Annotated in this window: 33 protein-coding genes; 14 read left to right on the top strand and 19 right to left on the bottom strand. The window is 59.0% G+C overall.

Annotated features, from left to right (window positions below; all coding sequences use genetic code 11):
* Positions 1 to 36: 36 nt before the first annotated feature.
* Entirely contained in the window at positions 37 to 1185 is a 1149-nt protein-coding gene (locus A0251_RS02210; RefSeq protein ID WP_062815186.1) for an NAD(P)/FAD-dependent oxidoreductase, read from the bottom strand.
* Between the two features lie 50 nt (positions 1186 to 1235).
* Complete coding sequence (rd, locus tag A0251_RS02205; RefSeq protein ID WP_008929914.1) at positions 1236 to 1400, bottom strand: rubredoxin; 165 nt, start codon at positions 1398 to 1400, stop codon at positions 1236 to 1238.
* 257 nt (positions 1401 to 1657) lie between these two features.
* Here rd and A0251_RS02200 point away from each other — a divergent pair, with 257 nt between their 5' ends.
* Positions 1658 to 2188, top strand: coding sequence for a chorismate lyase (locus A0251_RS02200; protein WP_062815185.1), 531 nt, complete (start codon positions 1658 to 1660; stop codon positions 2186 to 2188).
* Positions 2189 to 2380: 192 nt separating this feature from the next.
* Here the strand turns inward: A0251_RS02200 and A0251_RS02195 are convergent, their stop codons facing one another.
* A complete protein-coding gene (locus A0251_RS02195; RefSeq protein ID WP_062815488.1) occupies positions 2381 to 2572 on the bottom strand; it encodes a helix-turn-helix transcriptional regulator in 192 nt (63 codons plus the stop codon).
* Complete coding sequence (locus A0251_RS17325) at positions 2569 to 2946, bottom strand: hypothetical protein (RefSeq protein WP_156478217.1); 378 nt, start codon at positions 2944 to 2946, stop codon at positions 2569 to 2571. The genes A0251_RS02195 and A0251_RS17325 overlap by 4 nt, the downstream gene beginning before the upstream one ends.
* Positions 2947 to 3208: 262 nt before the next feature.
* Here A0251_RS17325 and ubiA point away from each other — a divergent pair, with 262 nt between their 5' ends.
* The 4 genes from ubiA to A0251_RS02170 all read left to right on the top strand — a co-directional run bounded on the left by ubiA (position 3209) and on the right by A0251_RS02170 (position 7045).
* Positions 3209 to 4081 carry a 4-hydroxybenzoate octaprenyltransferase gene (gene ubiA, locus A0251_RS02185; RefSeq protein ID WP_062815183.1) on the top strand — a complete coding sequence of 291 codons (873 nt, stop codon included), beginning with the start codon at positions 3209 to 3211 and terminating at the stop codon, positions 4079 to 4081.
* A 197-nt stretch (positions 4082 to 4278) separates the two neighbouring features.
* A complete protein-coding gene (gene phoB / locus A0251_RS02180) occupies positions 4279 to 4983 on the top strand; it encodes a phosphate regulon transcriptional regulator PhoB (protein ID WP_062815182.1) in 705 nt (234 codons plus the stop codon).
* A gap of 111 nt (positions 4984 to 5094) precedes the next feature.
* A complete protein-coding gene (gene phoR / locus A0251_RS02175; RefSeq protein WP_062815181.1) occupies positions 5095 to 6405 on the top strand; it encodes a phosphate regulon sensor histidine kinase PhoR in 1311 nt (436 codons plus the stop codon).
* A gap of 55 nt (positions 6406 to 6460) precedes the next feature.
* Positions 6461 to 7045, top strand: coding sequence for a TIGR00730 family Rossman fold protein (locus tag A0251_RS02170; protein ID WP_062815180.1), 585 nt, complete (start codon positions 6461 to 6463; stop codon positions 7043 to 7045).
* Between the two features lie 95 nt (positions 7046 to 7140).
* Here A0251_RS02170 and A0251_RS02165 read toward each other — a convergent pair whose 3' ends face one another.
* Positions 7141 to 7686, bottom strand: a complete 546-nt coding sequence (locus A0251_RS02165; RefSeq protein ID WP_062815179.1) for an NADPH-dependent FMN reductase — start codon at positions 7684 to 7686, stop codon at positions 7141 to 7143.
* Positions 7687 to 7838: 152 nt separating this feature from the next.
* Here A0251_RS02165 and A0251_RS17115 point away from each other — a divergent pair, with 152 nt between their 5' ends.
* Positions 7839 to 7997, top strand: a complete 159-nt coding sequence (locus A0251_RS17115) for a YqaE/Pmp3 family membrane protein (RefSeq protein ID WP_035245841.1) — start codon at positions 7839 to 7841, stop codon at positions 7995 to 7997.
* A gap of 102 nt (positions 7998 to 8099) precedes the next feature.
* Here the strand turns inward: A0251_RS17115 and A0251_RS02160 are convergent, their stop codons facing one another.
* The 3 genes from A0251_RS02160 to A0251_RS02150 all read right to left on the bottom strand — a co-directional run bounded on the left by A0251_RS02160 (position 8100) and on the right by A0251_RS02150 (position 10736).
* Positions 8100 to 8960 carry a pirin family protein gene (locus A0251_RS02160; protein ID WP_062815178.1) on the bottom strand — a complete coding sequence of 287 codons (861 nt, stop codon included), beginning with the start codon at positions 8958 to 8960 and terminating at the stop codon, positions 8100 to 8102.
* A gap of 94 nt (positions 8961 to 9054) precedes the next feature.
* Positions 9055 to 10059 carry a glutathione S-transferase family protein gene (locus tag A0251_RS02155; RefSeq protein WP_062815177.1) on the bottom strand — a complete coding sequence of 335 codons (1005 nt, stop codon included), beginning with the start codon at positions 10057 to 10059 and terminating at the stop codon, positions 9055 to 9057.
* A gap of 89 nt (positions 10060 to 10148) precedes the next feature.
* Entirely contained in the window at positions 10149 to 10736 is a 588-nt protein-coding gene (locus tag A0251_RS02150; RefSeq protein ID WP_062815176.1) for an FMN-dependent NADH-azoreductase, read from the bottom strand.
* 130 nt (positions 10737 to 10866) lie between these two features.
* On the opposite strand from A0251_RS02150, the gene A0251_RS02145 reads away from it, so the two are divergent.
* Complete coding sequence (locus A0251_RS02145; protein ID WP_062815175.1) at positions 10867 to 11769, top strand: LysR family transcriptional regulator; 903 nt, start codon at positions 10867 to 10869, stop codon at positions 11767 to 11769.
* 24 nt (positions 11770 to 11793) lie between these two features.
* Here the strand turns inward: A0251_RS02145 and A0251_RS02140 are convergent, their stop codons facing one another.
* From A0251_RS02140 to A0251_RS02120, 5 genes are all read right to left on the bottom strand, one after another.
* Entirely contained in the window at positions 11794 to 12504 is a 711-nt protein-coding gene (locus A0251_RS02140) for a hypothetical protein (protein WP_062815174.1), read from the bottom strand.
* The gene (locus A0251_RS02135) at positions 12504 to 13265 is read right to left on the bottom strand and encodes a hypothetical protein (protein ID WP_062815173.1); all 762 of its coding nucleotides are present in this window, start codon (positions 13263 to 13265) and stop codon (positions 12504 to 12506) included. Before A0251_RS02135 ends, A0251_RS02140 begins: the two co-directional genes overlap by 1 nt.
* A gap of 3 nt (positions 13266 to 13268) precedes the next feature.
* The gene (locus tag A0251_RS02130) at positions 13269 to 13475 is read right to left on the bottom strand and encodes a hypothetical protein (RefSeq protein WP_062815172.1); all 207 of its coding nucleotides are present in this window, start codon (positions 13473 to 13475) and stop codon (positions 13269 to 13271) included.
* 19 nt (positions 13476 to 13494) lie between these two features.
* A complete protein-coding gene (locus A0251_RS02125; RefSeq protein ID WP_062815171.1) occupies positions 13495 to 14718 on the bottom strand; it encodes a DUF445 family protein in 1224 nt (407 codons plus the stop codon).
* Between the two features lie 68 nt (positions 14719 to 14786).
* Entirely contained in the window at positions 14787 to 15443 is a 657-nt protein-coding gene (locus A0251_RS02120) for an Abi-alpha family protein (RefSeq protein ID WP_062815170.1), read from the bottom strand.
* Between the two features lie 329 nt (positions 15444 to 15772).
* Here A0251_RS02120 and A0251_RS02115 point away from each other — a divergent pair, with 329 nt between their 5' ends.
* The 5 genes from A0251_RS02115 (at position 15773) to dsbG (ending at position 19496) form a co-directional block, all read left to right on the top strand.
* Positions 15773 to 15976, top strand: a complete 204-nt coding sequence (locus A0251_RS02115; protein ID WP_062815169.1) for a hypothetical protein — start codon at positions 15773 to 15775, stop codon at positions 15974 to 15976.
* 21 nt (positions 15977 to 15997) lie between these two features.
* Entirely contained in the window at positions 15998 to 17446 is a 1449-nt protein-coding gene (locus A0251_RS02110) for a hypothetical protein (protein WP_062815168.1), read from the top strand.
* A gap of 149 nt (positions 17447 to 17595) precedes the next feature.
* Complete coding sequence (locus A0251_RS02105) at positions 17596 to 18108, top strand: DUF4136 domain-containing protein (RefSeq protein WP_062815167.1); 513 nt, start codon at positions 17596 to 17598, stop codon at positions 18106 to 18108.
* A gap of 33 nt (positions 18109 to 18141) precedes the next feature.
* Complete coding sequence (locus tag A0251_RS02100) at positions 18142 to 18951, top strand: TlpA disulfide reductase family protein (protein WP_062815166.1); 810 nt, start codon at positions 18142 to 18144, stop codon at positions 18949 to 18951.
* On the top strand, positions 18948 to 19496 hold the full coding sequence (gene dsbG, locus A0251_RS02095) for a thiol:disulfide interchange protein DsbG (protein ID WP_062815165.1): 549 nt from the start codon (positions 18948 to 18950) through the stop codon (positions 19494 to 19496). The genes A0251_RS02100 and dsbG overlap by 4 nt, the downstream gene beginning before the upstream one ends.
* A 153-nt stretch (positions 19497 to 19649) precedes the next feature.
* Here the strand turns inward: dsbG and A0251_RS02090 are convergent, their stop codons facing one another.
* Genes A0251_RS02090 through pyrR form a run of 3 tightly spaced genes read right to left on the bottom strand, consistent with a single transcriptional unit; the run spans position 19650 to position 22439 of the window.
* A complete protein-coding gene (locus A0251_RS02090) occupies positions 19650 to 20936 on the bottom strand; it encodes a dihydroorotase (protein WP_103917242.1) in 1287 nt (428 codons plus the stop codon).
* A complete protein-coding gene (locus tag A0251_RS02085) occupies positions 20926 to 21933 on the bottom strand; it encodes an aspartate carbamoyltransferase catalytic subunit (RefSeq protein ID WP_062815164.1) in 1008 nt (335 codons plus the stop codon). Before A0251_RS02085 ends, A0251_RS02090 begins: the two co-directional genes overlap by 11 nt.
* Positions 21930 to 22439, bottom strand: coding sequence for a bifunctional pyr operon transcriptional regulator/uracil phosphoribosyltransferase PyrR (pyrR, locus tag A0251_RS02080; protein WP_231874138.1), 510 nt, complete (start codon positions 22437 to 22439; stop codon positions 21930 to 21932). The genes A0251_RS02085 and pyrR overlap by 4 nt, the downstream gene beginning before the upstream one ends.
* A 315-nt stretch (positions 22440 to 22754) precedes the next feature.
* On the opposite strand from pyrR, the gene A0251_RS02075 reads away from it, so the two are divergent.
* Positions 22755 to 23324: a cytochrome b gene (locus tag A0251_RS02075; RefSeq protein ID WP_062815162.1), complete on the top strand. Its 570-nt coding sequence runs from the start codon at positions 22755 to 22757 to the stop codon at positions 23322 to 23324.
* Between the two features lie 21 nt (positions 23325 to 23345).
* Positions 23346 to 23936, top strand: a complete 591-nt coding sequence (locus A0251_RS02070; protein ID WP_062815486.1) for a YceI family protein — start codon at positions 23346 to 23348, stop codon at positions 23934 to 23936.
* Between the two features lie 42 nt (positions 23937 to 23978).
* Here A0251_RS02070 and ruvX read toward each other — a convergent pair whose 3' ends face one another.
* The 3 genes from ruvX to A0251_RS02055 all read right to left on the bottom strand — a co-directional run bounded on the left by ruvX (position 23979) and on the right by A0251_RS02055 (position 26130).
* Positions 23979 to 24383, bottom strand: coding sequence for a Holliday junction resolvase RuvX (gene ruvX, locus A0251_RS02065; RefSeq protein ID WP_062815161.1), 405 nt, complete (start codon positions 24381 to 24383; stop codon positions 23979 to 23981).
* 124 nt (positions 24384 to 24507) lie between these two features.
* Complete coding sequence (locus A0251_RS02060) at positions 24508 to 25068, bottom strand: YqgE/AlgH family protein (RefSeq protein WP_062815160.1); 561 nt, start codon at positions 25066 to 25068, stop codon at positions 24508 to 24510.
* A gap of 186 nt (positions 25069 to 25254) precedes the next feature.
* Positions 25255 to 26130, bottom strand: a complete 876-nt coding sequence (locus tag A0251_RS02055; protein ID WP_062815159.1) for an energy transducer TonB — start codon at positions 26128 to 26130, stop codon at positions 25255 to 25257.
* Positions 26131 to 26154: the final 24 nt, after the last annotated feature.

Raw genomic sequence — 26154 nt, 5'->3', positions numbered from 1 at the left:
TCGCCATGCAAGCATGGCTCCTGCGGCGGGCCGTCGTTACGGCATCAACGGCGGCAGTTCCTTGTTGAGCTTCATCTTCTCTTTCACCGCATCACCGGTGAGGGCATAACCCTGCAGGCTGCCGTCCTTGCCGCGGAACAGGGCCTGAACGTTGTTGCCGTCTTCCTGGATTTCCCACTCGCCATTCTCTGCATCTGCAGGCGGACACACCACCACCGGGCAGGCCGGGGTCTTGATGGTGACCGGCATGACGCCATAGCTCACCGCCGTGGTTTCGCCGGCCAGGGTCTTGGCCAGGGCACGGGCGGAGGCCATCAGCGGCAACACATAGGGCAGCACATGGCCCTGGACCTCGGCGCAATCACCCAGGGCGTAGATGTCTTCAGCGCTGGTCTTGAGGGTCTTGTCAGTGATGATGCCACGGTTGATAGCCAGGCCGGCCTCCTTGGCCAGGGCGATGCGCGGGCGCAGGCCGATGGCGGACAGCACCACATCGGATTCAATGCGCGTGCCGTCGGACAGCTCGGTGACCAGCTGGTTGTTGTCGCCGTGATTCACCGCCTGGGCCAGGGGGCCAAAGTGGAAGGTCACGCCCAGATCCGCCAGGCCACGACCCACGGCGGCAGAGGCCGGTTCCGGCAGCAACAGCGGCAGACAACGGCCCTGGGGTTCCACCAGGGTCACCGCATAGCCACCGTTGGACAGGTCATTGGCAAACTCACAGCCAATCAGACCCCCACCGAGGATGGTGACTTTCTTGGCGCCCTGCAGGGCAGTGCGGAATTTGCCGTAATCCATCAAGTCATTGACGGAGAACACGTCGCCCACGGCATCGCCTTCCAGCGGCGGCGTCCAGGTATCCGCGCCCAGGGCCAGCACCAGCTTGCTGTAGTCCAGGTGGTCGTCCGGCAGCAGCACGCGCTTGCCGGAAGGATCGATCTCTGCCACGTGCACATCGGTGCGCACTTCCACATTGAACTGCTCGGCAACCTTCTCCGGCGTGGCCATGCACAGGTCATCAGCGGTTTTTTCCTTGGTAAAACCGGCGGACAGCATGGGCTTGGAATAGTTACGGCCGTCGTCACTGGTGAGCATGACGATGGGCGTGTCCTTGTCCAGCTTGCGGAATTCCTTGACGGTGTTGAAGCCGGCAAGGCCGGAACCGATGATGACGATAGGTTGCATGAACAGTCCTTAATTAATCAGTGAACGGGCAGAATGACCGTAGCAGTGGCTCAGATTTCCACCATTTCGAAGTCTTCCTTGCCCACGCCGCAATCCGGGCAAACCCAGTCTTCCGGCACGTCATCCCAGGCGGTACCCGGGGCAATACCCTCATCGGGCAGACCTTCGGCTTCGTCATAGATGAAACCGCACACTACGCATTCCCACTTCTTCATCGTGAACCTCGTCGATTTGGAGTAAGTACTTGCTTACTCTGCTACATACAGGGTGTTTCTCGGGGGGCGTTAACCTATCGGCGCACGCCCGAAAAATCAATGACATTGGGCGCTGGCAAAGCACGGCGCCGGGGTCCATCGACCGGGCCCAGCGCCATTATCCCTTGCAGGCAAGCGCCTGCACACAGGCTGACCGCCGACTTGCCCTGAGTCACCGCTTGCGCCATAGTCCTGCGGCCTGCGACGTTGAGAGACCCATGCTGCCTGCCGCCCTGCATCCTGACAGCCTTTGGCGCCCGCTGGAACAGCTGGTGCTGCCGCCGCGTATCCGTGACTGGATGGCGGATCCCGCCTCCCTGACCCTGCGCCTGAAGCGTCACGGCCAGTTCCGGGTAGCGCCGGGCTACCACGCCATCAGCTTTCCCCGCGCCGACGAACGGCAACTGCTGAACCTGGCCCCCCGGCGGGCGGCGCTAATCCGCGAAGTGACCCTGCTGCTGGACGACACCCCGGTGGTGGCCGCCCGCAGCGTACTCCCCCTGACCAGTCTGACCGGTGCCAATCGCTCCCTGGGCCATATGGGCAGCCGCTCCCTGGGCCTGGAACTGTACAAACGCCCCACCTGCCAGCGCGACCAGGTCTGGGCCCGCTTTGGTAGCCCTGCAGAAGCCATGCCAGTGTGCTGGGGGCGCCAGTCCCGTTTTATCAAACGCGGTGAACCGTTGCTGGTGGCAGAATACTTCCTGCCGGCGCTGTGGGAGAAGGTTCAGTTGAAAGTTGCGAGTTGAAAGTTGCAAGGCGCGGGCAAGAGCCTTGGTTAAACGGCAAGGTTATCGCCGCGCTTCTATTTTTGGAGCGCTCACAGCGGCGGCGCGGCTCCGGTGATTTCGGTTGGCTACTCGCCTGATTCATGCCTTTAGATTTGCAGCTTGCAGGCGGGAACTCATCTCCGCCGCCAATAACCGAATGCGCGATTTGCCTCAATCCGGAACGAAGATCTCTTCTATTTTCAAACCAAAATGGCCGGCTATCCTGAACGCTAGAGGCAAGCTTGGGTCGTACTTGCCTTTTTCAATTGAGTTAATGGTTTGGCGTGACACCTTCAGTATTTTGGCTATCTCTGCCTGCGACATACCTTCTTTCGACCTTAACTCTCGTAATGTATTCCTCATCGATAAGATCTCGCGACAAAGGGCATAGATAAACCCCACACAGCTATCATGAAAGGGAAAATCCATACATAAGGGATATGCGGGAAGCCGACATTTTCAAGAAAGCCATAGGTAAAGGTCACAAGACCAACAATGGCAAAACTGATAGCAAAGCTCATCAGCTGTATTCGCTGCTGAAGCTCATCAAGCCGTCTAAGCGCTCTAAGGACGGATACGGTTGCCAATATCGCTGGCAGCACTGGCAACAAGGACACCCAGACAATCCAGGAGGCATCTGGATAATGCACAAGGAAATAAATGCTAAAGAACAGCGCGGCCATATATAGCGCCATGCTCAGGCCAAATTCAGTTAGATATCGTTTTGTATTCCACATTGTAAAGACCCTGATATGTAAAGCGAGCTTTACATAAAATCCTAGGAACCTCTTGTTCGAATGTCAAGCATACTTGACGCCTTCTGAAGCAACGACCGGTAAGATCACGCTACCGCCAAACCATGCGGGCCGCGATTCATGATCTCTTCTTGCGCGGCGGCGCGTTATCGGCGATCTCGATTGGCTACCCATTCGATTCGCGCCTTGAAACTTTCCACTTTCAACTTGAAACTTACCCCCGCCCCTGACAACCGGATGTCCCATGTTTGCCTTCGTTGAACAACGCTACCCGTCGCTCTGGCCCTACATTCAGTTGATGCGGCTGGACCGCCCCATCGGCACCTTGTTGCTGTTGTGGCCGACCCTGTGGGCGGTGTGGATTGCCGGGAACGGTACGCCCAGCCTGAAGACCGTGGTGATCTTCATTCTCGGGGTGATCATCATGCGTGCCGCTGGCTGCGTGATTAACGACTTTGCCGACCGGGATTTCGACGGCGATGTGGAACGCACCAAAGGCCGTCCGCTGGCCACCGGTGCTATCAGCGCCAAGAAAGCCCTGGCGTTGTTTTGCGGGCTGGGGCTGCTGGCCTTTGTGCTGGTGCTGTTTCTCAATGAACTGACGTTCTGGCTGTCCTTCGGCGGGCTGGGGCTGGCGGTGCTGTACCCCTTTACCAAGCGCTTCACCTTTATGCCGCAACTGTTTCTCGGCGCCGCCTTCAGCTGGGCCATTCCCATGGCCTTTGCCGCCGAAACCGGTGCCGTGCCGGAAATCGCCTGGCTGCTTTACGTGGCCAACCTGGTGTGGACCGTGGCCTACGACACCGAATACGCCATGTGCGACCGGGAAGACGACCTGAAACTGGGCATCAAGAGCACCGCCATCCTGTTCGGCGATGCGGACCGCTTGATGATCGCCATCCTCCAGGGGCTGACTCTGCTGGCCCTGATCATGGTGGGGCAACGGCTGGACTTTTCCTGGCCCTGGTTCCTGGGTCTGGCCGGCATGTCCCTGAGTTTCCTGTTCCAGCACAGCCTGATCCGTTACCGGGAACGCTGGCCCAGCTTCCACGCTTTTCTCAATAACCACTGGGCCGGGGCGTGTGTGTTTGTCGGGTTGTATTTCCAGTACTTCTAGCCGCGAGTTGAAAGTGGCGAGTTCCGAAAACCGGACAACCCCGTCTCGATTGTCCGGTTTTTCGTCACGCGCGACTCGTACCTCGTAACGCTTCCCCCCCTTGCTTTTTCGCCCGTTTCCGCCCAATTTGTCATACAGATGTCACAAAAAAGCAATCTAATAGGGCAACACAGACAGACAGGCAAGGAAGGAAAGCCATGTCCCGTAACCGTATTCTGATTGTTGACGACGAACCCGCCATTCGGGAAATGGTGGCCGTTGCGCTGGAGCTGGCCGATTTTGATGTGCTGGAGGCGGAAAACGCCCAGCGAGGCCACGAAATTATTGTCGATGAACGCCCGGATCTGGTGTTGCTGGACTGGATGCTGCCGTCGGTTACCGGTATCGAGCTGGCCCGCCGCCTCAAGCGTGATGAGACCACCAACGAAATCCCCATCATCATGCTTACCGCCAAGAGCGAAGAGGACAACAAGATCCAGGGGCTGGATGTGGGCGCCGACGACTACATCACCAAGCCGTTTTCCACCCGCGAACTGATCTCCCGCATCAAGGCCGTGCTGCGGCGTGCTTCCAGCACCGCGGCAGACAAGGCCATCGAAGTGGAAGGCCTGTGCCTGGATCCGGTGAGCCATCGCATCAGCGCCGACGATGAGCCGGTGGACATGGGGCCCACGGAGTACCGTCTGCTGGAATTCTTCATGAGCCACCAGGAGCGGGCCTATTCGCGGACCCAGCTGCTGGATCAGGTGTGGGGCGCCAATGTCTATGTGGAAGACCGCACCATCGATGTGCATATCCGCCGGCTGCGCAAGGCCCTGTCCCCCTTCGGCTACGACCGCTTTATCCAGACAGTCCGCGGCACTGGCTACCGTTTTTCGGTAAAATCCGCCAAGGCAAGCTGAAGCGATCCGGTCCGCATGGCGCGTTGCGCGCAATCCCCAGAGGTGATGCAATGCGGATCGGTGACGGTGAATGCACCCACGTAGCCGCAACGGGGCGGTGGAAGCGAGATCATGAAAGCCAGTCTGGCCAAGGAAGTAAATCGCATAGTCGGCTTGATCCTGCTGTCCGTTGCGGCAGCGCTGGCAGTGGGCCACATCTGGCCACTGGTGGTCGGTCTGCTGGGCTACATCATCTGGAGCACCCGGCAGCTGTTTGGTCTGTACAGCTGGCTGGTGCGCGATGACCACACCGAACCCCCGGACAGCATCGGGCTGTGGGGGGAGTTCTACACCCGCCTTGAGCACCTTTTCCAGAAAGAACGCCGCGCCCAGGAAAATCTGCAGGGCATCATTCACCGTGCCCAGCAATCGGTGAATGCCCTGGAAGATGTGGTCATTCTGATTGACCAGCACGGCTACCTGGAATACTGGAACCAGGCTGCGGAACGCTACATGGGGTTCAACGCCCGCCAGGATCTGGGCCAGCCGCTGACCAACCTGGTGCGCCATCCGAAATTCACCGAATACCTGAGCAAGGGGGATTTCCGCGAGGCGCTGGAGATTCCCTCGCCGGTGGACGACAACCGCATCCTGCAATTTCGCATTACCGAATTTGGGGTGGGCGAGCAGTTGATGATGGCCAGGGATGTCACCCGGATCCATCATCTGGAACAGATGCGCAAGGATTTCGTGGCCAACGTGAGCCACGAACTGAAAACCCCACTGACCGTGCTCAAGGGCTACCTGGAAACCCTGCTGGACACGGTGCCGGAGGAACAGTCCCGGTTACGGCGGGCCCTCACCCAGATGGACAACCAGTCCAACCGTATGGAAGCCCTGGTCTCGGACCTGCTGTTGCTGGCACGGCTGGAGGGCACCAATGCGGACAATCTCAGCCAGGCGGTCCCTGTCCACGGCATGCTCAAGCGCATGCGCGAAAATGCCCTGGCGATCAGCGCCGACAAGGGCCACAGCATTGAGCTGGACGTGCCCGAAGAAGCCCGCCTGATTGCCAACCCGGCGGAGCTGGAGAGCGCCTTCGGCAATCTGATCACCAATGCGGTCAAGTACACCCCCGCCGGTGGCCAGATCCGTATTCACTGGTGGCAGGATGAGCGTGGCGCACACCTGGCGGTGAGTGATAACGGTGTCGGCATCGACCCGGCGCATATCCCGCGTCTCACCGAACGCTTCTACCGCCCGGACAACAGCCGCGTCACCGAGACCGGCGGTACCGGCCTGGGCCTGGCCATCGTCAAACATGTGATGATCCGTCATAACGGCAAACTGGAAATCAAGAGTCAGCTGGGCAAGGGGAGCGTCTTCACCTGTCATTTCCCGGCGGAGCGGTTGGTGAGCAAACCCACGGCGGTGGCGGGATGAGTGATACTTTTAAATACCCCGCCGTAGGAGCGTCGCAGGGATCAGGTGAATATCCATGAAAAGAATCTGCGTCTATTGCGGCTCCAGCCCCGGTGAGGGGAACGACTACATCACCGCCGCTGAAGATCTGGCCGACGAACTGGTAAAGCGCGGGCTGGGACTCGTTTATGGTGGCGCCAGCGTCGGTGTCATGGGCGCCATCGCCAATGCGGTCATGCAACGGGGCGGTGAGGTGATCGGCATTATTCCCGATGCCTTAATGCGCAAGGAAATCGGCAACGACCATCTCACCGAATTGCGTGTAGTCGGTTCCATGCATGAGCGCAAAGCGGCCATGGCCGATTGCTCTGACGGCTTTATCGCCTTGCCCGGCGGCATGGGTACGCTGGAAGAAATTTTTGAAATTCTGACCTGGGCGCAACTGGGCTTTCACCACAAACCTTGCGCCCTGCTGAACATCAACGGCTATTACGACCACCTAATCACTTTCCTCGACCATGCCGTCAGCCAGGGCTTTCTGCGCCAGGAACACAGAGGCCTGCTTCAGGTTCACGATACCCCGACAGTGCTGCTGGACAGCTTCGCGGATTATCAGGCGCCGGATGTCACCAAATGGATTCGGCGAGAAAGCCAACTCTAGGAACCGCGTTGGAGCCTTGCTTGCAAGGTGAAGAGACACCCCCGTCGCCCCGCTCTGAAAGCTTCGCCTTGCAAGCAAGGCTCCAACGACCTTAATTATTCGCCGAGCCGCTCCGCCCAGACCTTAAGTGCCTCCAATTGCTTGCCGATCATTTCTCTGGTTTTTTCATCCTGCAGATCGCCATTGCCATCACATTTCTCATGGGCGGCGGAGACGAACACTTCCGGCTTGTTGAGCGGATGTACATCCAGAAACACCAGCACCTGACGCAGGTGGTACTGGCTGCGGCTGGTCCCCATGCCGCCCATGGAGGCCCCCATGATGGCAGCGGGCTTGCCGGCAAAGATGCCGCCCGGCACGCGTGACATCCAGTCAATGGCATTCTTCAGCACCCCGGGGATGGAGTAATTGTATTCCGGCGTGGCAAACAACAGGGCATCCGCTTCTTTTACCTTTTCCGCCAGAGCCAGCACTGGAGCAGGTTGGGTGTCACCATCGTCATCACCGTTATAAAGTGGAATATCGCTGATATCCGCTTCGATGATTTCCATGCCCGCCGGCGCCAATGCCCGGGCGGCGCGCACCAGACCACGGTTATAGGATTTTTCCCGCAAGCTGCCAGCTATGGCCAGAACTTTCATACTGTCTCTCCTTTCCCGGATATCGTAATAACGACCAGCTTCGCGGAAATTAACGGTGTCAGCAACGCAATCTGTGCTGCAGTTTGTATTTTTTAGCAGACGCCATGAAAGAATGATCTTACAGTGAGACTTTCGGACTCAAGGAGAGACGCATGGACCTGTTACGCATTCTTATCGCCATCCTGCTTCCGCCACTGGGCGTATTTCTCCAGGAGGGGATCGGCAAGCATTTCTGGATCAACATTGTGCTGACCATTCTCGGCTACATCCCCGGCATCGTGCATGCGGTCTGGGTGATCGCGTCACGCTAGAAAAGAAAGAGCGAGAAGCGAGTTGCGAGTCGCGAAAGCCTTAACCCCATAGAGGTGTTGCCTTTCAAAACCCGTTACTCGCCACTCGCTTCCAGGACATCGTTATAACAACGACGGTTCGGCGGTCAGGGTGCCGTCGCGATAATCACTCAGGGCCTGGTTGATTTCGTCTTGGGTATTCATCACGAACGGGCCGTACTGGGCAATGGGCTCGCCAATGGGTTTGCCCGCCAGTAGCAGCAATCTGGCACCGTGTTCTCCGGCCACCAGAGTGACCCTGTCACCGTCAGTGAAGGTCGCCAGATGGTCGCTCTTGACCGCCTCATCCGCCACGCTGACCTCACCTTCGAACAGATACAGGAAAGCGTTGTAACCCTGTGTCAGCGGCACCGTCACCCTTTCACCCGCACGCAATTTCACGTCCAGGTAAAGTGGATCGGTGCTACCGCCTTTTACCGGCCCGCTGATCACCTGATTGCCGATGATCACTTCCCCGGCGATGGCCTTGATCTGGCCTCCACTGGACAAGTCCAGACGCGGGATCTCGTTATCGGCAATGTCCCGGTAACCGGCCGCTTTCATTTTTTCCGCTGCCGGCAGGTTGATCCACAGCTGAAAACCCCGCAACAGACCATCCTGCTGTTGTGGCATTTCCTCGTGGATAATGCCGCGGCCCGCGGTCATCCATTGCACACCACCCTGCTGCAGATTCCCTTCGTTACCCAGATGGTCACGGTGCTTCATGTGGCCTTCCATCAGGTAGGTCACCGTTTCAAAGCCCCGGTGCGGGTGCGGCGGGAAGCCGGCAATGTAATCATCCGGATTATCGGAGGAGAAAGCGTCCAGCATCAGAAAGGGATCCAGCCGCACCATGGGGTTGTAGCCCAGCGCCCGCTTCAGGCGAACACCGGCACCGTCGGATGTATCCAGCGCGCGAATGGTGTTGAGAATTGTGCGTTCCATGGGAACCTCCTGATGTAGCAGTGTCGAGTTACGAGTTGCGAAGAGCGAAACCGATTTTGATTTTCGAAACTCGCTTCTCGTTACTCGCCCCTCGTCACTGGTTGATAATCTCTCTTTCCCCGAGCCGTTCACGGCCGTGGGGCGAATCCCAATCCAGCTCTGGCCCGATGGAAATAACCCCGTGGGGGTTGATGGTCGGATGGCTGCGGAAATAGTGGTGGCGGATATGCGCCATATTCACGGTTTCGGCCACACCGGGCAGCTGGTAAATCTCTTTCAAAAATCCGTTCAGGTTCGGATAATCGGCAATGCGTTTTTTGTCACACTTGAAGTGGGTGACATACACCGGATCAAAGCGCACCAGGGTCGTCCATAAGCGAATGTCCGCTTCGGTGAGGGTGTTACCCACCAGATAACGCTGCTTGCCCAGTCGTTGCTCGAGAGCATCCAGCTGCTCGAAAAGCGTCACCACCGCTTCATCATAGGCCTGCTGACTGGTAGCAAAACCGGCCTTGTAGACGCCATTGTTCACGTGGTTATAGACCGGGTCGTTAATGGCATCGATTTCCGCCTGCAACGCTTCGGGATAGAAATTCCCCGGCACCGCCGCCAACCCGTCAAAGCTGGTATTGAGCATGCGAATAATTTCTGCGGACTCATTGCTGACGATGGTTTCGCGCTGCTTGTCCCACAGCACCGGAACCGTGACGCGACCGGTGTAGCTGGCATCGGCCTTCAGGTACAACTCATACAGCTTGCTGAAGCCATAGAGCCCATCGCCGGTGGCGCCGTCAAAGTCATCGCGCAGTTCCCAGCCGTTCTCCAGCATGTGCGGATGCACCACGGATACGCTGATATGTTCCTGGAGCCCTTTCAGCGCCCGCACGATTAACGTGCGGTGTGCCCAGGGACAGGCGTAGGACACGTACAGGTGATAGCGGCCACTTTCTGCCTGAAAGCCACTGTCGCCACTGGGGCCAGCGCTGCCATCCGCCGTCACCCAGTTGCGGAACTGACTTTCGGAACGCTTGAAACGCCCACCGGTACTCTTGGTGTCGTACCACTTGTCCTGCCATTTGCCATCAACCAGCAGTCCCATGATTGTCTCCTTGTTGCAGAATTACCGTCTCACCGCAGGAGCCGTGCCTTGGCAAGTTCGCCATGCAAGCATAGCTCCTGCAACCTGGATCACTGCAGCGCAGCCCGGGCTTCGCTCATGGCTTTCTCTTTGCTCTCATCACCCATGTTCAGACCTTCCGCAAACACGAACGACACATCGGTGATACCCACAAAGCCGAAGAACAGTTTGATGTACGGTGTCACCGTATCGTTCTCGGTACCGGCATATAGCCCGCCACGGGCGGCCAGTACGGTGACCGGCTTGTCATCCAGCAATCCCTGCGGGCCATTTTCCGTATAGCGGAAAGTGATGCCGGCGCGGGCCACATGATCGATCCAGCTCTTCAGCTGGCTGGGAATGCCGAAGTTATACATGGGCAGACCGAGCACCACATGATCCGCAGCCTTGAGCTCCGCGATCAGCGCCTGGGAAAAGTCTTCCACTGTCTGTTGCTCGTCAGTGCGCTGATCCGCCGGGGTAAAAAAGGCGCCAACCCGCTCGCCGTCCAGATGCGGAATCGGCTCTGCAGACAGGTCACGCACTACCACGGTCGCTTCCGGGTGCTGGGCCTTCAGACGCTCCACCTGCTCGTTGACCAGAGTGGAAGAATTGCCGTTATCGCCGAAGACGCTGCTTTTGATGACCAGAATATTCATGACCCCAACTCCTTGTAATGACTGTGTCGGCAACGGCCGAACGCTGTTTGCTAACTGTAGGGCTATTCTGGATTCAGCAAATGCGATATAAAACCGGATAAATTTGCACGTTTAGCTCAGGTAATTCGATATGTCAGCGAAAATCAGTCTGGATCAGTGGCAAGCCCTGATTGCGGTAGTGGATGAGGGCGGTTACGCCAGCGCCGCCGAGGCCCTGGACAAGAGCCAGTCCGCCATCAGCTATGCGGTGCAGAAAATCGAGACCGAGCTGGGGGTCCGCGCCTTTGCCCTGGAAGGGCGGCGGGCCAGGCTGACGGAAACCGGCCAGATGCTGTATCGCCAGGCCAAGGTGCTGGTGGAGGAGGCCAACCGGATCGAGAGTGCCGCCATCCAGCTCAGCCAGGGCTGGGAGCCGCTGGTACGCGTGGCCGCTGACGCCCTGTTCCCGCAACACTGCATGCTCTCGGCCCTGGATGCGTTCGCCCAGCACAGCCCGCTGACCCGCGTGGAGTACACCGAGACCGTGCTGTCCGGCTCCGATGAAGCCCTGCTACGCAAGGAGGCGGATGTGGTGATCGGCGGGCGGGTACCGCCGGGGTTCTTCGGTGATCCACTGATGCGGGTGCGCTTTGTGGCGGTGGCCGCAGCAGACCATCCACTCAACCAGGCCGACAGCCTCACCCATGAGGATCTTCGCCAGCATCGGCAAATCGTGATCCGTGATTCCGGCAGCCGCCGCATCGACTCCGGCTGGCTGGGCGCTGAGCAACGCTGGACCGTGTCACACCCGTCCACCCGTATCGCCGCCATTCGCCGGGGCCTGGGGTTTGCCTGGGTCCCCGAGGCCGAGATCGGCGACGGCCTGGAAACCGGGGCACTGAAGGTGCTGCCCTTGAAAGAGGGGGTTGAACGGCTGGTGGACCTGCATCTGATTTATGCGGATGGGCAGTACGCCGGGCAAGCCGCCCGTTACCTGGGCGAGCGGATTCGCGAGGCCGCTGCGGTGCCCTGTCCCGGGGTCACCGTGTCCTGATCGTTCCAGGCCCACCAATCCCGGCTAGGGTGTCTCGTCTTGCACCCGGGACGCCATGGGACGAACCCGAAGATTCTCCAGCGGCAAGGTCAAACCGGTATCCGTAAGGATAATGGGCAACGCCCGGTTATCGGGGATCACCCGGGCCTCGAACACATTGGTGATCGGTGCGCTGATTTCCTCATCCAGATTGATGGCTGTATGAAGGGTTGTATCCACCGGCGGTCGAATGGTCTGGTCGAACCCCACCTGCACCGGCCCGTCGTACACAAACCGGATACGGGTATCCACCGGCACTTTCAGGGACACCGGCACATCCAGCTTCAAGGGCAGCTCACCCTCCAGGGGAATGCGCGGCAGCCAGTCGGCTATCAGTTTGGTATCCCCTTCGATGGCCACGGTGGTGTCGATGGATATCACGTCCTGATACTCGATGGTCATGCGCAGGGGCACCATGGTATCCAGCGCCAGATTGGCCTTGTAGGTGCCACGCAGGGGTAACGGCAGGGCCTGGTGCTTGAACGGCACATCCACTTCCACCCGCCCTTGCAGGGTAATTGCCGCGTCCTCCTCCGCCCGGGTCTGCACGATCAGGCTTTCCGGCAATTTCAGCAGTGCGAACTGTTCCTGCAGGCCCACACCGATGACGATACGGCTGTAGAGCACAAAACCCAGAAACAGCCCTGTCACAATAACCGCAAGTGACACCCAGCCCCATAGCACCCAACGGCCCATCAAGGCTGCTCCCCGCGGGGCGGGGTCATGCCACCCTCATCAGCCGTGGCAGATTTGCCGTCCTTGACAAACGACAGGCCCACTTCCCGCAGTGGCAATTTCAGATCCATCTCGGCAATCAGGGCGTCCGCGGGTTCCAGGATGGTGGCGCTGGCGCGCAGCCGGGAACGCACCGGCACCTGCATGGCACTTTTCAGGGGAATGGATGTTTTGATATCTGCCTTCAGTGGTACGGAAAGGTCTTCGAGAATATCCACCTTGGCGGGGGCGTTGAATTGCAATTTGACCAGCTGATCCACCGGCACGTTCACATCAATGGGCACATCCGCTTTCACCGGTAGCTCGCCCTTGATCGGCACGGTGATCCACTTGCCCAACACCCGGGCACGCACCTCGCCGTCCACCGGAATAATCTGATCCAGCTTGATGGTATCTTTCAGCGGGACATTCATCTTGATGGGCACCGCATTATCGAAGCCCACCTGCACATCCAGGGTTTCCTTGACCGGCAGAGTCAGGGTCTGATCGATGGGCACCGTGGTATCGATCACCGTATCAATGACGATATCCAGATCATCGAGAATATCGATGCCCACTGACATGGGCTCAGGCACCACCACACTGGCCTGTTGATCACGTAACAATAATTCTGCACCCAGATTTTTCCACACCCACCAAGCCAGGTAGGCACCTATGGCCAGCGCGATGATCAACAGAACTCCCGCACCAATAACAAACGACTTTCGAATGGTAACCTGCATGAATCAGGGCTCCCCCTTGCCATTACTGTGCGCGGGGCCATCCTGCAAATGACGCAATACTTCCCGGGCGACCTGCTGGCGAACTTCCTCATCCACCACCTGCTCCACGCGGGCACGCATACGGCGACGGGCCCGTCGCCATGACCACACCAGCCCAGCGGCGAAGCACAGCACACACAACAGGATCCAGACAATCATTAACAAGGACATTGCCGACTCCAGGACAGTCTCAGGAAAACATTACCAGCAACTGGAAGACACCGACCAGGAAGCCAAGGAACGCACCCACCGCAATCAGAATCCATTCGTCCTGTTCAAATGCCGGGCGCAACATGCTTTCAAACTCTTGCGGTTTGAGACTCTGCAAACGGGTAGAGAGCGTGTTTTCCAGATCCAGCGCATCGTTGGCATAGTTTTCAATATGCTTGAGCGTTTCCGGTAACCGGCTTACCAACTCCGACACGGCACATTCCTTCATGTCCCGATAGTTCTGGGTACCCACGGCAAAGGTAACAAACGGCTTGGCAAAACTGGTTTGCTCATCCACCGCTTTTTGTACGTGTTTGCCGATCATGGCAAACACCTTGTCCGAATACGGCCCCTTGAGAATCCCTTCAATAATATTGGCCGGCGTCAGCACATAGGAGGAAACCAGACGACCATAATCCCGCGCCACCTCATCCTGACGCTTCATAAACAGGCCCTGCACATTGAACGGGCCAAAACGCATCAACTCCTTGGGATTGAAAATCATCTGCAGGGCAATCCAGTTGGTGGCATAGCCCACCGCCAGACCGAAAACCGGCAGCAACCAGGAACCCTTGTAGAAAATCCAGGCAATCATCTGGAAGGTACCGAAAATGCCGCCAAAGTAGAGCCCGGAACGCCCGATAAACTTGAACTCCGCCGCGCCCACTTCCTGGAAAATACGGTTCAGTAGTGACTTGTCCTTGGTCAGATTGGTGATCACCATGTCCTCAAGATCATACATCTGTGCGATGTTGATCTTGATCTGTTTCATGATGTCGGAAATCAGGCCAGGCGCTTCTTTCTTTACTCTTTTGTAGATCTGTTTCTTCACCATCTCCGGCAGCGATTCCCACAGGCCTGGCTCGTGCTGACCCATGATGGAATCCACCACGTCTTCGATCATATTGTTGAGCACCGGCTCCAGCTCACCGGCCACCCTATCCGGATCGAGACGGTCAAAAATCTCTTCCTGGGTAATCAGGTGCGTGGTGATAGTGTCTACAGAGATCGCCGCCATCTTGGCAGCCCGGCGAGGAATAATGCCCTGCCAGCCCAGAAGAGGAGGCTTGCCAAAAAATTCCACCGGATAAAACATCATCTTGATGGCAATGACATTGGTTGCATAACCCACCAAAGCGCTGATCAATGGCATGGACAAGTACAACCAGATATTGTCGGTAAACTCGTTAATATACGCTTCCATTATTCCTCGCTTTTCGTTCTTCTTTTAGGAGTTTCTGAACAACTCCATACGCTTTCAGATACGGGTTGTTATCCGGAGCAGGCCGTCCAGAATGCCTTGCCGAAAGCGGAAAGGTGTGCGGTTTCGCGAATAAAGACGGGTCGAAGCCGTGATTCCTTACGCATCATTTCGCAGGCGGCACGCACCTCCGAACCATTCTCTATGGCCTCATATTTTGCGGTCTGGGTCGTGTCTTCCGGGCCACCATCGAGCAGCCCCAGGGAAAACAGATGGGCAAGGTAATGGGGCACCGCTTCCGCCAGCATCACACCACTTTCGTTTCCCACGCGACTGAGAAATGCCATCACCCGGTGCTCGCTGCTTTTGAAACGACCTCCCCGAGCCAGCAAATGACTGATGGCAATATCCGAGCCATCCGACATGGCCGTCAGGATGCGGACTTCGTCGGGGAGAAGCTGGTTAACGATACGGCCATAAACCCGGTTCATGGCGCTATCCGGGGTCTGTTCCAGGGACTGATCTGCCAGGGCGGCAAAGCGCGACTGCAGGGATCTGTCCGGGCCGTCTCCCTCAGCGGATGAGGTCCCGGCCGGGCCGGGCAGATAATAACGGCTATCCATGCCACCCAGTCGCAACTGTAAATCTTCGAACAACACATCCTCGACAGCACGTGCCTGATCCAGCACATAGTGCCCGCCCGGCGCCCGCGCCACAGCCTGTCGCATTTGCCGAACGAGTCGCCCGGCCCAGGGGGTTCTGGCCGACGTATTTTTCTTCCTGTTTTCTCCAGCCAACATCGCCTCCATGGCAGGCCCGTTCCCAACCGCTATCGATTCCTTCAGTGATAACGTCATTAAGTATCACTGTTTCGGGGGGTCAACAATGTTGGCAAGAATGTCGATACAAAAATGCCACAGTTGCTTAATGTTATGTGTACTTTCTGTTTGCTCTCGTTTGATACAGTGCAATGACGGTGTTTTCCCGAATCGGTTCTCCACAGGGATTTTACGATGACGGCACACCCTGAATCGGCAAACAAAAAACAGGATCGATCATGAATAACAAGGATGCCATCGAACGTATGCATCAGCGGGTGGGATTTCTTTCCTATTTGCCTGAGCCGGTAACCCAGGATCTTGACCGGGCGGTGGATGATTACCTGGAAAGCGAAAAGAGTCGCCTGAACAAAGCCATTGATACCGGCGTTCAGGCCTTGCCACTCTGGCTGCGTAGTATTGCCCGCAGCGCCCTTCGCTAGTTCCGCACCAAGGATGCCTACATGAACGACCTGACCACGAACCTGGAAATCCAGATTGAGCTGGAAAAGCTTGAACAGTATCTGACCCTCAACGACGCCACCTGGCAGGCGCTTGCAGACGCCGGCACCAACAACCTGCGTGCCCTGCGTGAACATATTGAACAGGAAATGTATGACCAGCACCGCAATGGCTTTCAGCACCTGGCAAGCTGGACCCGCTGGCTTTCCATCAAGCAACTGGCGAAGCTGGCTTATGCCGTGGGCGCCAAAATGGCCGCTCGCCTGGTCGGGGAAATGGATCCTTACTTCGCCGTAAAGGTTGCCCGGCGGCTGACCCCGGATTTCCTCGGCGAGATTGCCGCACAGGCAGACCCGCGCAAGATTCGTGAAATTATTCGACGCCTGCCGGCCGAGACCATCCGCGAGGTGGCACTGAAACAAATTCAGGAAAAACAGTTCCTGCTGTTGGGCCGCTTCGCCGACGCACTGTCTGCGCCCTCTATCCGTGAAGTGGTGAATGCAGTGAAGGACGATGGTGCATTGTTGAACATTGCCTTCTACATGGAAAACACCACCCAGCTCAGTAACGTGATCCGCATGATTGATAACAGCCGACTGGCCAGTATCGTGCGTTCCGGCACCGAGAATATCGATCTTTGGCCCAAGGCCATCTGGGTAATCGACCATGTGGAGGGAGAACTGAAAAGCCGGCTCGGCAACATCATGGCCGAGCAAGATGAACGCACCCTGGATTCCCTGGTGGGTGTGGCCCACCGCCAACAATTGTGGGGGCCGGTGCTGCGCGCCTTGTCCGTCATCAACCCCCGCTACCATCGCAAGATCGTCAACCTGCCCGCTCTTCGCAATAACAGCGTGATTACCGATCTGGTGAATGCGGCCGTCAGCAAGAACCTGCTGGAAGAAACCCTGCCTCTGGTAAAAGCCATGCAACGGGACTATCAGGAAGTGGTCGCCCACACCGCCCTGCGCCAGGGCGAAGAGGTGGCGGAAGCCGTGGTGCAGGCGGCCCACCAGAGCGGACAGTGGGATCTGATTCTGGACCTGGCACAGTTCCTCGGCGACGACGAACGCAACATGATGGCAAAACTGCCCAGCAGTCATAACCCCTCGGTGATTGAGGCGTTGATGCGTAACGCGGCCAAATCCGGCAAGACAGACTTGCTGCTGGATTTTGCCCGCCGCTTTCACCGCGAAGGCCTGCAGACCGTGGTGGAAATCAGCCTGCGCGACGGCGGTGACCTGCTGCAGGCATTCCTGGACGCTGCCCGCGATACCCGCAACGGCTGGCAGGCCATCGCCACCGCCGTCAGCGTGGTGGACGCCCCGGACATGCTCCGCGATATCGGCCGTGTCTATCAGCGCCAGCCCCCGCAGGACCAGCAGGCTTTCCGTGAAGCCGCCAACGAAACCGGCCTGTGGCCACGGCTGGAACAGGCATTGCCGGCCTGACCGCTGAACCCTTCGCCCACAGAACGGTCATACTTATCAAGCTGAAGGCAGCTACGCCCCGGAGCCTGTCTGCCGGGGCGGCTATTTCACGGTATCCTGCCGCTCCCCTGTGATAATGGGAGGCATTCATTCCAACCGGGAGAAGCATCATGCGCTGGTTTTTCCTATCACTCTGTCTGGTCCTTGGCGCCTGCGTCAGCCCGGTGGTTATCGATAGCCAGGAAGGCGCGAGCCTGAACCAGTACCGTAGCTACGCCTTTGTGGAACAGAACGAGGATCAGCCCCGGGAACTGGACGACCAACGGGCTCGTAACGCCCTGAAAAGTGCCCTGGCTGAACAGGGCCTGACGCCCGCCGCCTCCGAACAGGCCGATGTGCACGTGAAACACTACTTCAAACGTGAACAGCGGTATGACGGCTCGGTGCTGCAGTTTGGTTTCGGCTTCAGCCGCAATAATGTGGGGGTGGGCACCACCACCCCGGTGGAAGGCGACATCACTGAGGAATACAAGTTGGTGGTACAAATGATTGAGCCCGCCACCAACAACGTGGTCTGGCAGGCAACCAGCCGTGACCGCCTCTATGACGAAATGAGCAGTGAGCGTCGCAGCGACCGGATCCGCAAGGCCGTTGCTGAAATGTTTCAACGTTACCCTGGCTGACAGGGAGTCCCACACAGGCAAAGAGGCCCTGCATTGGATGCTATCCTGATCGGCCCGCTGGCATTGCCGGCGGGCACGGTTGTGGCTTTGATCACTTTCTCCGCCGCCGTGCTGGCCAGCATCTGGTGGCAATGGCGTGGCAAGCCAGTGGAAAAATGGCTATGGCTGATTACCCTGGCTGCCCTGGCTGGGGCTCGTCTGGCATTCGTGTTGCGTTACCCCGATCAGTACGCCGGCCTGATGGCCATGGCAGATATCCGTGATGGCGGCTGGTGGTGGCCTGGGGCCCTGGCAGCCCTGCCCGTTTTCGGCCTGTGTCTGTGGCGACGTCCGGCACTGCGGCTGGCGTTACTCTCCAGCACCGCCGCGGCAATGGTCGCCATGGGGCTCTCTCTCACCGCACTTCACAGCATGACCCCTGACGCAGCGCCACTGCCGGAAATCACCCTGGAGAACCTGCAGGGCACTCCGGTTCCTCTCAAGCCGCTGACCCAGGGGCCGACCCTGATCAACCTCTGGGCCACCTGGTGTCCCCCCTGCCGGCGAGAAATGCCGATACTGGCCGAGGCGCAAACGCGCTACCCCCACGTCCGTTTTGTCCTCGCCAATCAGGGGGAAACCGCCCAGGCAGTGCGGGATTACCTGATCCGGGCCGAACTCCATTTCGACCTGCCCCTGCTGGACCCGCAGATGGCGCTGGGTCACCATGCCGGTAACGGCGGTTTGCCGCTGACACTACTCTTTGATGAGGACGGCAACGAACTGGCCCGCCACTTTGGCCCGCTGTCCCGGGCCAGTCTGCATCACTTTCTTACCCACCATCTGGATGGTCCCCACCCATGAAATTGCTCACCCTGCTACTGTCCTTGCTGCTTCCCCTCTCCGCCGTGGGCGCGCAGGCAGACATGGACAGCCTGCTGGCACGACTGGAAAGCAGCAGCTGGGTGGCGGAGGGTGCCGACCCTCCCCAGCGGGTGGCGTATGTGTTCACCGACATGGCCTGCCCCTATTGCGCCGAGCTTTGGGAAAACATGCAGCCACTGATCCAGCATCCGGACAACTCCCTTCAGGTACGCCATATCATCGTCGGCCTGATCCACCCGAAGCGCAGCTTTACCCAGGGAGGCGCCATCCTCGCCGCCCCGGATCCGGCGGCGGCACTGGCTGAACACGAAGGGCACTATGACGACGGCGGCATCCGCCCGCTGGAACGGGTCCCCGACGCCATCCGCAGCCAGATCCACAACAACACGGCATTGATGATCGGTTTGGGCCTGCAGGGCACCCCCGCCTTGGTCTTCGAAGATAGCCAGGGACGCTGGCGCCTGGCTCCCGGCGTGATTGGGGAGGAGGCGTTGCGGGCGGAGGTGTTCCAGATCAATGAATAATTAATAGTTAATAATGAATAACTCGCGATCTGGTTTTGCGGGTTTCCAAACGTCAGAGGCCGCGCCCAAAGTATTGGCGCGGCCTCTTGCGTCTGGAGACAAATAACGCGATATCGCGTCGCTATTAATTATTCATTATTAACTATTCATTGCTTAGTCCGTCAGCCAACTCACCTTGCCCTGACACACCGTCAGCTTCACGTTGCCCTTGAGCACAGCGCGGCGCCAGGGAGAGTTGTTGCCGGCGGACAGCCAGTGTTCGGCGTAATCCTTTTCGGCGCTGGCATCCAGCACGCACAGGCTGGCCGGGCGGCCGGTTTCCAATTGGCCGGCCAGGATGCCCAGGCAACGGGCGGGGGCGGCCGTCACCGCATCCAGGGCCCGGGGCAGTGCCAGCTTGCCGTCGTCCACCAGTTGCAGCACCAGTCCAAGCAGGGTATCCAGCCCGGCCATGCCCGGCTTGGTGGCCGGGAAAGGGGCCGCCTTGCTGGAAGAACCAATGGGGGTGTGCTGGGAGCAGATGGCATCAATGGTACCGTCGGCCACCGCCTCCAGCAGGGCCTCGCGATCCGCCGCACTGCGCAGGGGCGGGATCACGTGGCAGTGGCTGTTGAACCCTTCCAGGGCCGATTCATCCAGCAGCAGGTGCTGAATGCTCACGTCCGCCGTCACCGGCAGGCCGCGACGCTTGGCGGCGCGCAGTAAACGCAGGGAGTCAGCACTGGATATCTGCTGGAAATGGGCACGCACACCGGTGGCTTCCACCAGCAGCAGGTCCCGGGACAGGTCCACGCTCTCCGCCACCGCCGGAATCCCCGGCAACCCCAGACGGGTGGCCACGGCCCCTTCGTGGGCACAGCCGCCAGCGCTCAGCGCCGAATCCTGGGGCCGGAACATCACCGGCAAATCGAAGGTGGAGGCATATTCCAGGGAACGCTTCAGCACCAGGGCGCTGGCGACCTTGCGGCCCGCATTGCCCACGGCAATACACCCTGCCTTGGCCAGGGTGGCCATTTCCGCCAGCTGGTCGCCGGCCAGACCCTGGGTCATGGCGGCAATGGGCATGATGCGCGCGAATCCGGCTTGGCCGGCCTGCTCGCGGATCAGCCTCACCACGGCGGTGGAATCCACCGGTCCGCAGTCCGGCTGGGCCACCAGGTGAGTAATACCACCCGCGGCGGCGGCGCGGGTTTCGCTGGCAATGTCGCCACTGCGACCGCTGCCCGGCAGGGACAGGTGCACACAGGCGTCTACCAGCCCGGGCAACACCCAGTGGCCTTCCGCGTCCACGATATCGGCGCCGGGGGCATCCAGGCTGGCACCGATGCGCACCAGACGGCCATTTTCAATCAGCAGGTCGGCAACTTCGTCGCGACCATTGGCCGGATCGATCACCCGGCCCTTGCGAATCAGGATATTGGCTTTCTTGCTACTGGCCACGCTCACCTCCCGTGCGGCCCTGGGCACTGCTTTCCTGGCCGCTGATGGCCATGGACATGACCGCCATGCGCACCGCGATACCGAAGGTCACCTGGTTGAGGATCACCGAGCGCGGGCCGTCTGCCACTTCCGAGGCAATTTCCACGCCCCGGTTGATGGGCCCGGGATGCATGACGATGGCATCCGGTTTGGCCAGCTGCAGTTTTTCGTTGTTGAGGCCGTAAAGGCGGAAGAATTCACTCTCGCTGGGCAACAGGGCGGAATCCATGCGCTCCTTCTGCAGGCGCAGCATGATCACCACATCCACATCCTTCAGGCCCTGGCCCATATCCGTGAACACGGTGGCCCCCAGCCCCTGGGCATCCACCGGCAACAGCGTTTTCGGGCCAATGAGCCGCACTTCCTCGGCACCCAGGATGTTCAGGGCGTGTACCTGTGAGCGGGCCACCCGAGAGTGGAGAATATCGCCGACGATGGCGACCTTGAGCCCCTCGAAACCGCCCTTGTAGTGGCGGATGGTGTACATGTCGAGCATGGCCTGGGTGGGGTGGGCATGGCGCCCGTCACCGGCATTGATCACCGCCACATCCGGGGTCACTTCGTTGGCGATGAAGAAGGGCGCGCCGGAATCCTGGTGGCGCACCACGAACATGTCCGCGGCCATGGCTTCCAGGTTGCGCAGGGTATCGAGCAGGGTTTCGCCCTTGCTGGTGGCGGATTTGGCAATGTCCAGGTTGAGCACGTCGGCACTGAGGCGCTGGGCCGCCAGCTCGAAGGTACTGCGGGTACGGGTGCTGGATTCGAAGAACAGATTGACCACTGTCTTGCCGCGCAGCAGCGGCACCTTCTTGATGGACCGGCCACCCACATCCACAAAGCTGGCGGCGGTATCGAGAATATCTTCCAGTAAAGAGCGGGGCAGGTGCTCGGTGGTCAGGAAATGGCGTAACTTACCGTCGTCGGTGAGTTGTACGCGGGAGGATGGCGCAAGCGTCATTCTTCAGGCCTTGTCTCTCGTATCTCCGCCACAAGGGGGGCGGGCCCGCGTAATTCTACCCGCTGATGGGGGGGCAATGCCAAAGTTTCACCACAGATATCGGCACGAATTGGCAATTCCCGGTGACCGATATCGAACAGCACCACCAGGCCGATGGAGGCCGGACGCCCGAAATCGAACAATTCGTTCATGGCGGCACGAATGGTGCGGCCGGTCATGAGCACGTCGTCCACCAGCAGAATATGCTGCCCGTCCACCTCGAAAGGCAGCTTCGACGGCGAGACCGTGCGCTTGAGCCCACGGGTATCAAAGTCATCCCGGTAGAAAGCCGGATTCAGGGTCCCCAACGGTAGCGGCTTGGCCAACATCGCGTTCAGTGCCCGGGCCACCCAGGCCCCACCGGACTCGATCCCCACCAGCAGCGGGGCGCGCTCACCGTATTGCTCGGTGATGGCCCGGGCCATGGCACCCAGATGTGTCTGCAGTTGTTGTTCGTCCCAGCTCAAGGGGCTCTCCAGAAGATTATCTTTACTGTAGGCGCCATGTTCGCATGGCGAATGACCAAGCATGGCGCCTGTTTGCTCAAGAATAAAGCCTCAAGCCCCGTATGGGCCCCATACTCTTTCCTAAAGCGGCCCGCACAGCCCGGCCAGGGCGGCACCAATGATCCGATCAAACCGTTCAGTTTTTTGGGATGGCAGTCACCGCCAGTGCGCCGCAAGATGGCAATACGCTGCAAGGTGACGGTAAGTTTTGTAAAGAGCGGAACCCGTCTGGCGGGCAACACTCCAACCATCAGGAAGAACGGGTAGGGTACAGGGATGCATCTACGCAACGACTCACAACGGTTCGGCCTCATCACCATCATGCTGCACTGGCTGGTGGCCATTACGGTGGTGAGCCTGTTTGCCCTGGGCCTGTACATGGTCGATCTCACTTACTACGACGACTGGTACCGTAGCGCCCCGCATATGCATCGCAGCGTGGGCATCCTGCTGTTTCTGGTCATGTCTTTCCGGTTGCTGTGGCGGCTGGTATCTCCGCCCCCGAAAGCCCTTGCCAGCCATCAACCCTGGGAACGCATCAGCGCGCACCTGACTCACTGGGCCCTTTACCTGCTGCTTTTCACCGCCATGATCAGCGGCTATCTGATCACCAGCGCCGACGGCTCGGCTATTGATGTGTTTGACTGGTTTGCGGTGCCCTCCATCACCGGTGACCAGAAAGGCCTGGAAGACACCGCCGGCGACATTCACGAAATCGCCACCTGGGCAATCATCATACTGGCCAGCGTGCATGCCCTGGCCGCACTCAAACACCACCTGCTTGATCGGGACGATACCCTGCGCCGCATGCTGGGCATGGCATCCCGAAACCCTGACAACCATTAACCCAAACGGAGTTCGATGCTTATGTTGACGCTAGCAAAGAAGATCACCATTCCCGCCCTGGCACTGCTGCTCAGCAGCATGGCGTTTGCCGATAAACCCGGTGGCACCTATGCCTTCGATAAAAAAGGCGCCCACCAGTTCGTCATGTTCAAGATCTCCCACCTGGGCTACAGCTGGCTGTACGGCCGCTTTAACGATTTCGACGGCAGCTTCACCGTAGACGCCGACAACCCGGAAAACAGCAGCGTGCAAGCCACCATTCAGGTCGCCAGCCTGGACAGCAACCACGCCGAGCGCGACAAGCACCTGCGCGGTGACGACTTCCTGGACGTGGACGAATACCCCATCGCCACCTTCAAGAGCACCAAGATTGAAAAAACCGGTGAAAAAACCGCCAAGATTACCGGCGACTTCACCCTTCACGGCGTCACCAAACCGGTCACCCTGGACGCCAAACTGCTGGGCTACGGCGATGATCCCTGGGGCGGCTACCGCATGGGCCTGGAAGCCTCCACCACCCTGAAACTGGCGGACTTCGGCATCACCTACGACCTGGGTCCGGCATCGGAAACCGTGGACATCATTATCTCGGTGGAAGGGATCAGACAGTAATGCAGTGATAACGAAAAACGCCAGCTTCGCGCTGGCGTTTTTTTATCGCAACGCTTCGCCACCCTCACTCAAAAACCCTTCGGCAATGATCACCGCCGCCATGGAATCCACCCGGCTATCCGCCTGACGAATTCCGGTTCGCTCCCGCGCTTCGCGGGTACTCAAGCGTTCATCCACCAACCAGACTTTCATGCCAAAACGGCCTTTCAGACGATTGGCAAATTTCTTTGCCCGTGCCGTGGATTCGCTTTCACTGCCATCCATGTTCAACGGCAGCCCCACCACCAGCCCTTCCGGCTCCCACTCTTTCAACAAGGCAGCAATGTCGTCCCAGTTGGGTTGAGTGTTCTTGCAGGGCAGGGCTTTTAACGGCGTGGCTGTACCCAGCAGGCTGTTGCCGCTGGCCACGCCGATTTTGTGTGTGCCGTAGTCAAACGCGAGAATCATATGACGAGTCGGTTATTGAGGCCGTAGGAGCTATGCTTGCATGGCGAAGGACTTTCAGGAGGCACCGCTCCAGATCAAAACCTTTCGCCATGCAAGCATAGCTCCTACGGTGCGAAAGGACATGTCAGCTGTGTCCCGCCTGGGTAGTGATCAGACTCATGTCCACACCAATACGCGCTGCGGCGGCTTGCCAGGTTTGTTCGAAGGGGGTGTCGAGCACCAGTTCACGGCTGGCCGGGGTGCTGAGCCAGGCATTTTCCACCAGTTCCTGTTCCAGCTGGCCGGGTTCCCAGCCGGCGTAGCCCAGGCAGATCAACGATTGCTCCGGTCCTTCGCCGATGGCGATGGCTTCCAGAATATCGCGGCTGGTAGTGAGCATCAGGCCGTCGCTGAGCGGCACGCTGGACTGCCAGTGGGTGGAGGCAGCGTGCAACACGAAACCGGCCTCCTGCTGTACCGGACCGCCAGCAACCACCCGGTGCCGCTCCGAGGGCGGCACTTCGATGTCGATGTCCATGTCGCTGAGGATATCGCCCAGGCTGATCTGCACGGGGCGGTTGAGGGTCAGCCCCATGGCGCCCTCGCTACCGTACTCGACGAGATAGGTGACGGAATGTTCGAAGTTGGGGTCGGCCATCTGCGGCATGGCCACCAGCAACTGGTGTTTGAGGGTCGTGTTGTCCATGGGGACAGTATCCGGGGTGGGTGGGAGAGCTGCAAGCTTCAAGCTACAAGCTGCAACGCGGGACATGCCGATAGTTACCGTTGATGCCGTGCCCGCATTCACCACGAATGGTGCGCGGGCACTGATCTTAAAGCTGGCAACACCCCAATCCGCGCCTTGCCGCTTGTAGCTTGAGGCTTGCAGCTATTACTTCGAAGACACCCGCTGGTTCTTGTCGAACTTCCAGGTGCGGATGATTTCCAGCACGTCCATGTTCTTGCGCATCTCCGCCGTGAAGGGATCGAAGGGGGCGGCCAGTCGCACGCTCTGGATGGCCGCCTGATCCAGGAAGGTGTGGCCGGAGGATTTCAGCAGACGCACCTCCTTCAGTTTGCCATCTTTCTGGATCGCCACCATCAGCCGTACGGCGCCAAAGGTATTGCTGTTCAGGGCCCGGGACGGGAAATTGCGGGTGCCCATGGCTTCCACTTCACGGCGGAAGCTGTCGATGTACTGGGCTTCGTAGTGGGCCTTGGCGGATACCGAGGTAAGGCGACGAATCCGTGGGCGCTTGGCGTAGGCCTGTTTCTGGGCATCCAGGCGGGCCTGCAGGCTGGCGATTTCCCGGCTCAGGTCCTGCAGGTTTTCCTGTTTGGCCACCTTGAGCGGTTTCGGATCGGTTTTTTCCTGCTGGTCCGCGTTGACCTTCCGGTCGCTGGCGCGGGCGGTGGTAATGACCAGCAACTGGGACTGGCGATCGCGGCGCTCCCGGGTGGTCTTTTCCTTGAGCTGCACGTTGTCGAGTTTGTTGTCGGCGAAGTCCACATGCTCGGTGGTGGTCAGTTCCTGTTTTTCCGCCAAATCACCGGAGCCCAGCTGGTTGCTCTGGGCAATAAAGTCCGCCTCGTCCGGCGCGTCATCGCTGCGATGCTGGGACAGGGTCACTTCCAGGGTATGGGGGGCGGCGCGCTGTTTCTCCGGGGCAAAGCTGACCCCGAAGATGAGTATGCCGTGGAAGGCCAGCGCCAGAAACACCGTAAAGGTGAGACGATCTGATGCGCTGACGGTGGAATTGGCTGCCATGGTTTCTTCTTTTTGTTACTGCCT

It is taken from the genome of Alcanivorax sp. NBRC 102024, assembly GCF_001602235.1.
Lineage (GTDB): Bacteria > Pseudomonadota > Gammaproteobacteria > Pseudomonadales > Alcanivoracaceae > Alcanivorax.
The sequence above is the reverse complement of the archived record's forward strand: the minus strand, read 5'-3'. Positions and strand labels throughout refer to the sequence as shown.

Excerpts from the sequence above, each read along its gene's own strand:
- A0251_RS02125 (WP_062815171.1), bottom strand. The coding sequence starts at position 14,718 with ATGGAAGCGTATATTAACGAGTTTACCGACAATATCTGGTTGTACTTG.
- rd (WP_008929914.1), bottom strand. The coding sequence starts at position 1,400 with ATGAAGAAGTGGGAATGCGTAGTGTGCGGTTTCATCTATGACGAAGCC.
- A0251_RS02115 (WP_062815169.1), top strand. The coding sequence starts at position 15,773 with ATGAATAACAAGGATGCCATCGAACGTATGCATCAGCGGGTGGGATTT.
- A0251_RS02140 (WP_062815174.1), bottom strand. The coding sequence starts at position 12,504 with ATGGGCCGTTGGGTGCTATGGGGCTGGGTGTCACTTGCGGTTATTGTG.
- A0251_RS02165 (WP_062815179.1), bottom strand. The coding sequence starts at position 7,686 with ATGAAAGTTCTGGCCATAGCTGGCAGCTTGCGGGAAAAATCCTATAAC.
- A0251_RS02060 (WP_062815160.1), bottom strand. The coding sequence starts at position 25,068 with ATGGACAACACGACCCTCAAACACCAGTTGCTGGTGGCCATGCCGCAG.
- A0251_RS02150 (WP_062815176.1), bottom strand. The coding sequence starts at position 10,736 with ATGAATATTCTGGTCATCAAAAGCAGCGTCTTCGGCGATAACGGCAAT.
- A0251_RS02130 (WP_062815172.1), bottom strand. The coding sequence starts at position 13,475 with ATGTCCTTGTTAATGATTGTCTGGATCCTGTTGTGTGTGCTGTGCTTC.
- A0251_RS02135 (WP_062815173.1), bottom strand. The coding sequence starts at position 13,265 with ATGCAGGTTACCATTCGAAAGTCGTTTGTTATTGGTGCGGGAGTTCTG.
- phoB (WP_062815182.1), top strand. The coding sequence starts at position 4,279 with ATGTCCCGTAACCGTATTCTGATTGTTGACGACGAACCCGCCATTCGG.
- A0251_RS02145 (WP_062815175.1), top strand. The coding sequence starts at position 10,867 with ATGTCAGCGAAAATCAGTCTGGATCAGTGGCAAGCCCTGATTGCGGTA.
- A0251_RS02085 (WP_062815164.1), bottom strand. The coding sequence starts at position 21,933 with ATGACGCTTGCGCCATCCTCCCGCGTACAACTCACCGACGACGGTAAG.
- A0251_RS02105 (WP_062815167.1), top strand. The coding sequence starts at position 17,596 with ATGCGCTGGTTTTTCCTATCACTCTGTCTGGTCCTTGGCGCCTGCGTC.
- A0251_RS02210 (WP_062815186.1), bottom strand. The coding sequence starts at position 1,185 with ATGCAACCTATCGTCATCATCGGTTCCGGCCTTGCCGGCTTCAACACC.
- ruvX (WP_062815161.1), bottom strand. The coding sequence starts at position 24,383 with ATGATTCTCGCGTTTGACTACGGCACACACAAAATCGGCGTGGCCAGC.
- A0251_RS02120 (WP_062815170.1), bottom strand. The coding sequence starts at position 15,443 with ATGCGACAGGCTGTGGCGCGGGCGCCGGGCGGGCACTATGTGCTGGAT.
- A0251_RS17115 (WP_035245841.1), top strand. The coding sequence starts at position 7,839 with ATGGACCTGTTACGCATTCTTATCGCCATCCTGCTTCCGCCACTGGGC.
- A0251_RS02055 (WP_062815159.1), bottom strand. The coding sequence starts at position 26,130 with ATGGCAGCCAATTCCACCGTCAGCGCATCAGATCGTCTCACCTTTACG.
- A0251_RS02170 (WP_062815180.1), top strand. The coding sequence starts at position 6,461 with ATGAAAAGAATCTGCGTCTATTGCGGCTCCAGCCCCGGTGAGGGGAAC.
- A0251_RS17325 (WP_156478217.1), bottom strand. The coding sequence starts at position 2,946 with ATGTGGAATACAAAACGATATCTAACTGAATTTGGCCTGAGCATGGCG.
- phoR (WP_062815181.1), top strand. The coding sequence starts at position 5,095 with ATGAAAGCCAGTCTGGCCAAGGAAGTAAATCGCATAGTCGGCTTGATC.
- A0251_RS02155 (WP_062815177.1), bottom strand. The coding sequence starts at position 10,059 with ATGGGACTGCTGGTTGATGGCAAATGGCAGGACAAGTGGTACGACACC.
- A0251_RS02070 (WP_062815486.1), top strand. The coding sequence starts at position 23,346 with ATGTTGACGCTAGCAAAGAAGATCACCATTCCCGCCCTGGCACTGCTG.
- dsbG (WP_062815165.1), top strand. The coding sequence starts at position 18,948 with ATGAAATTGCTCACCCTGCTACTGTCCTTGCTGCTTCCCCTCTCCGCC.
- A0251_RS02195 (WP_062815488.1), bottom strand. The coding sequence starts at position 2,572 with ATGAGGAATACATTACGAGAGTTAAGGTCGAAAGAAGGTATGTCGCAG.
- A0251_RS02200 (WP_062815185.1), top strand. The coding sequence starts at position 1,658 with ATGCTGCCTGCCGCCCTGCATCCTGACAGCCTTTGGCGCCCGCTGGAA.
- A0251_RS02075 (WP_062815162.1), top strand. The coding sequence starts at position 22,755 with ATGCATCTACGCAACGACTCACAACGGTTCGGCCTCATCACCATCATG.
- A0251_RS02110 (WP_062815168.1), top strand. The coding sequence starts at position 15,998 with ATGAACGACCTGACCACGAACCTGGAAATCCAGATTGAGCTGGAAAAG.
- ubiA (WP_062815183.1), top strand. The coding sequence starts at position 3,209 with ATGTTTGCCTTCGTTGAACAACGCTACCCGTCGCTCTGGCCCTACATT.
- A0251_RS02160 (WP_062815178.1), bottom strand. The coding sequence starts at position 8,960 with ATGGAACGCACAATTCTCAACACCATTCGCGCGCTGGATACATCCGAC.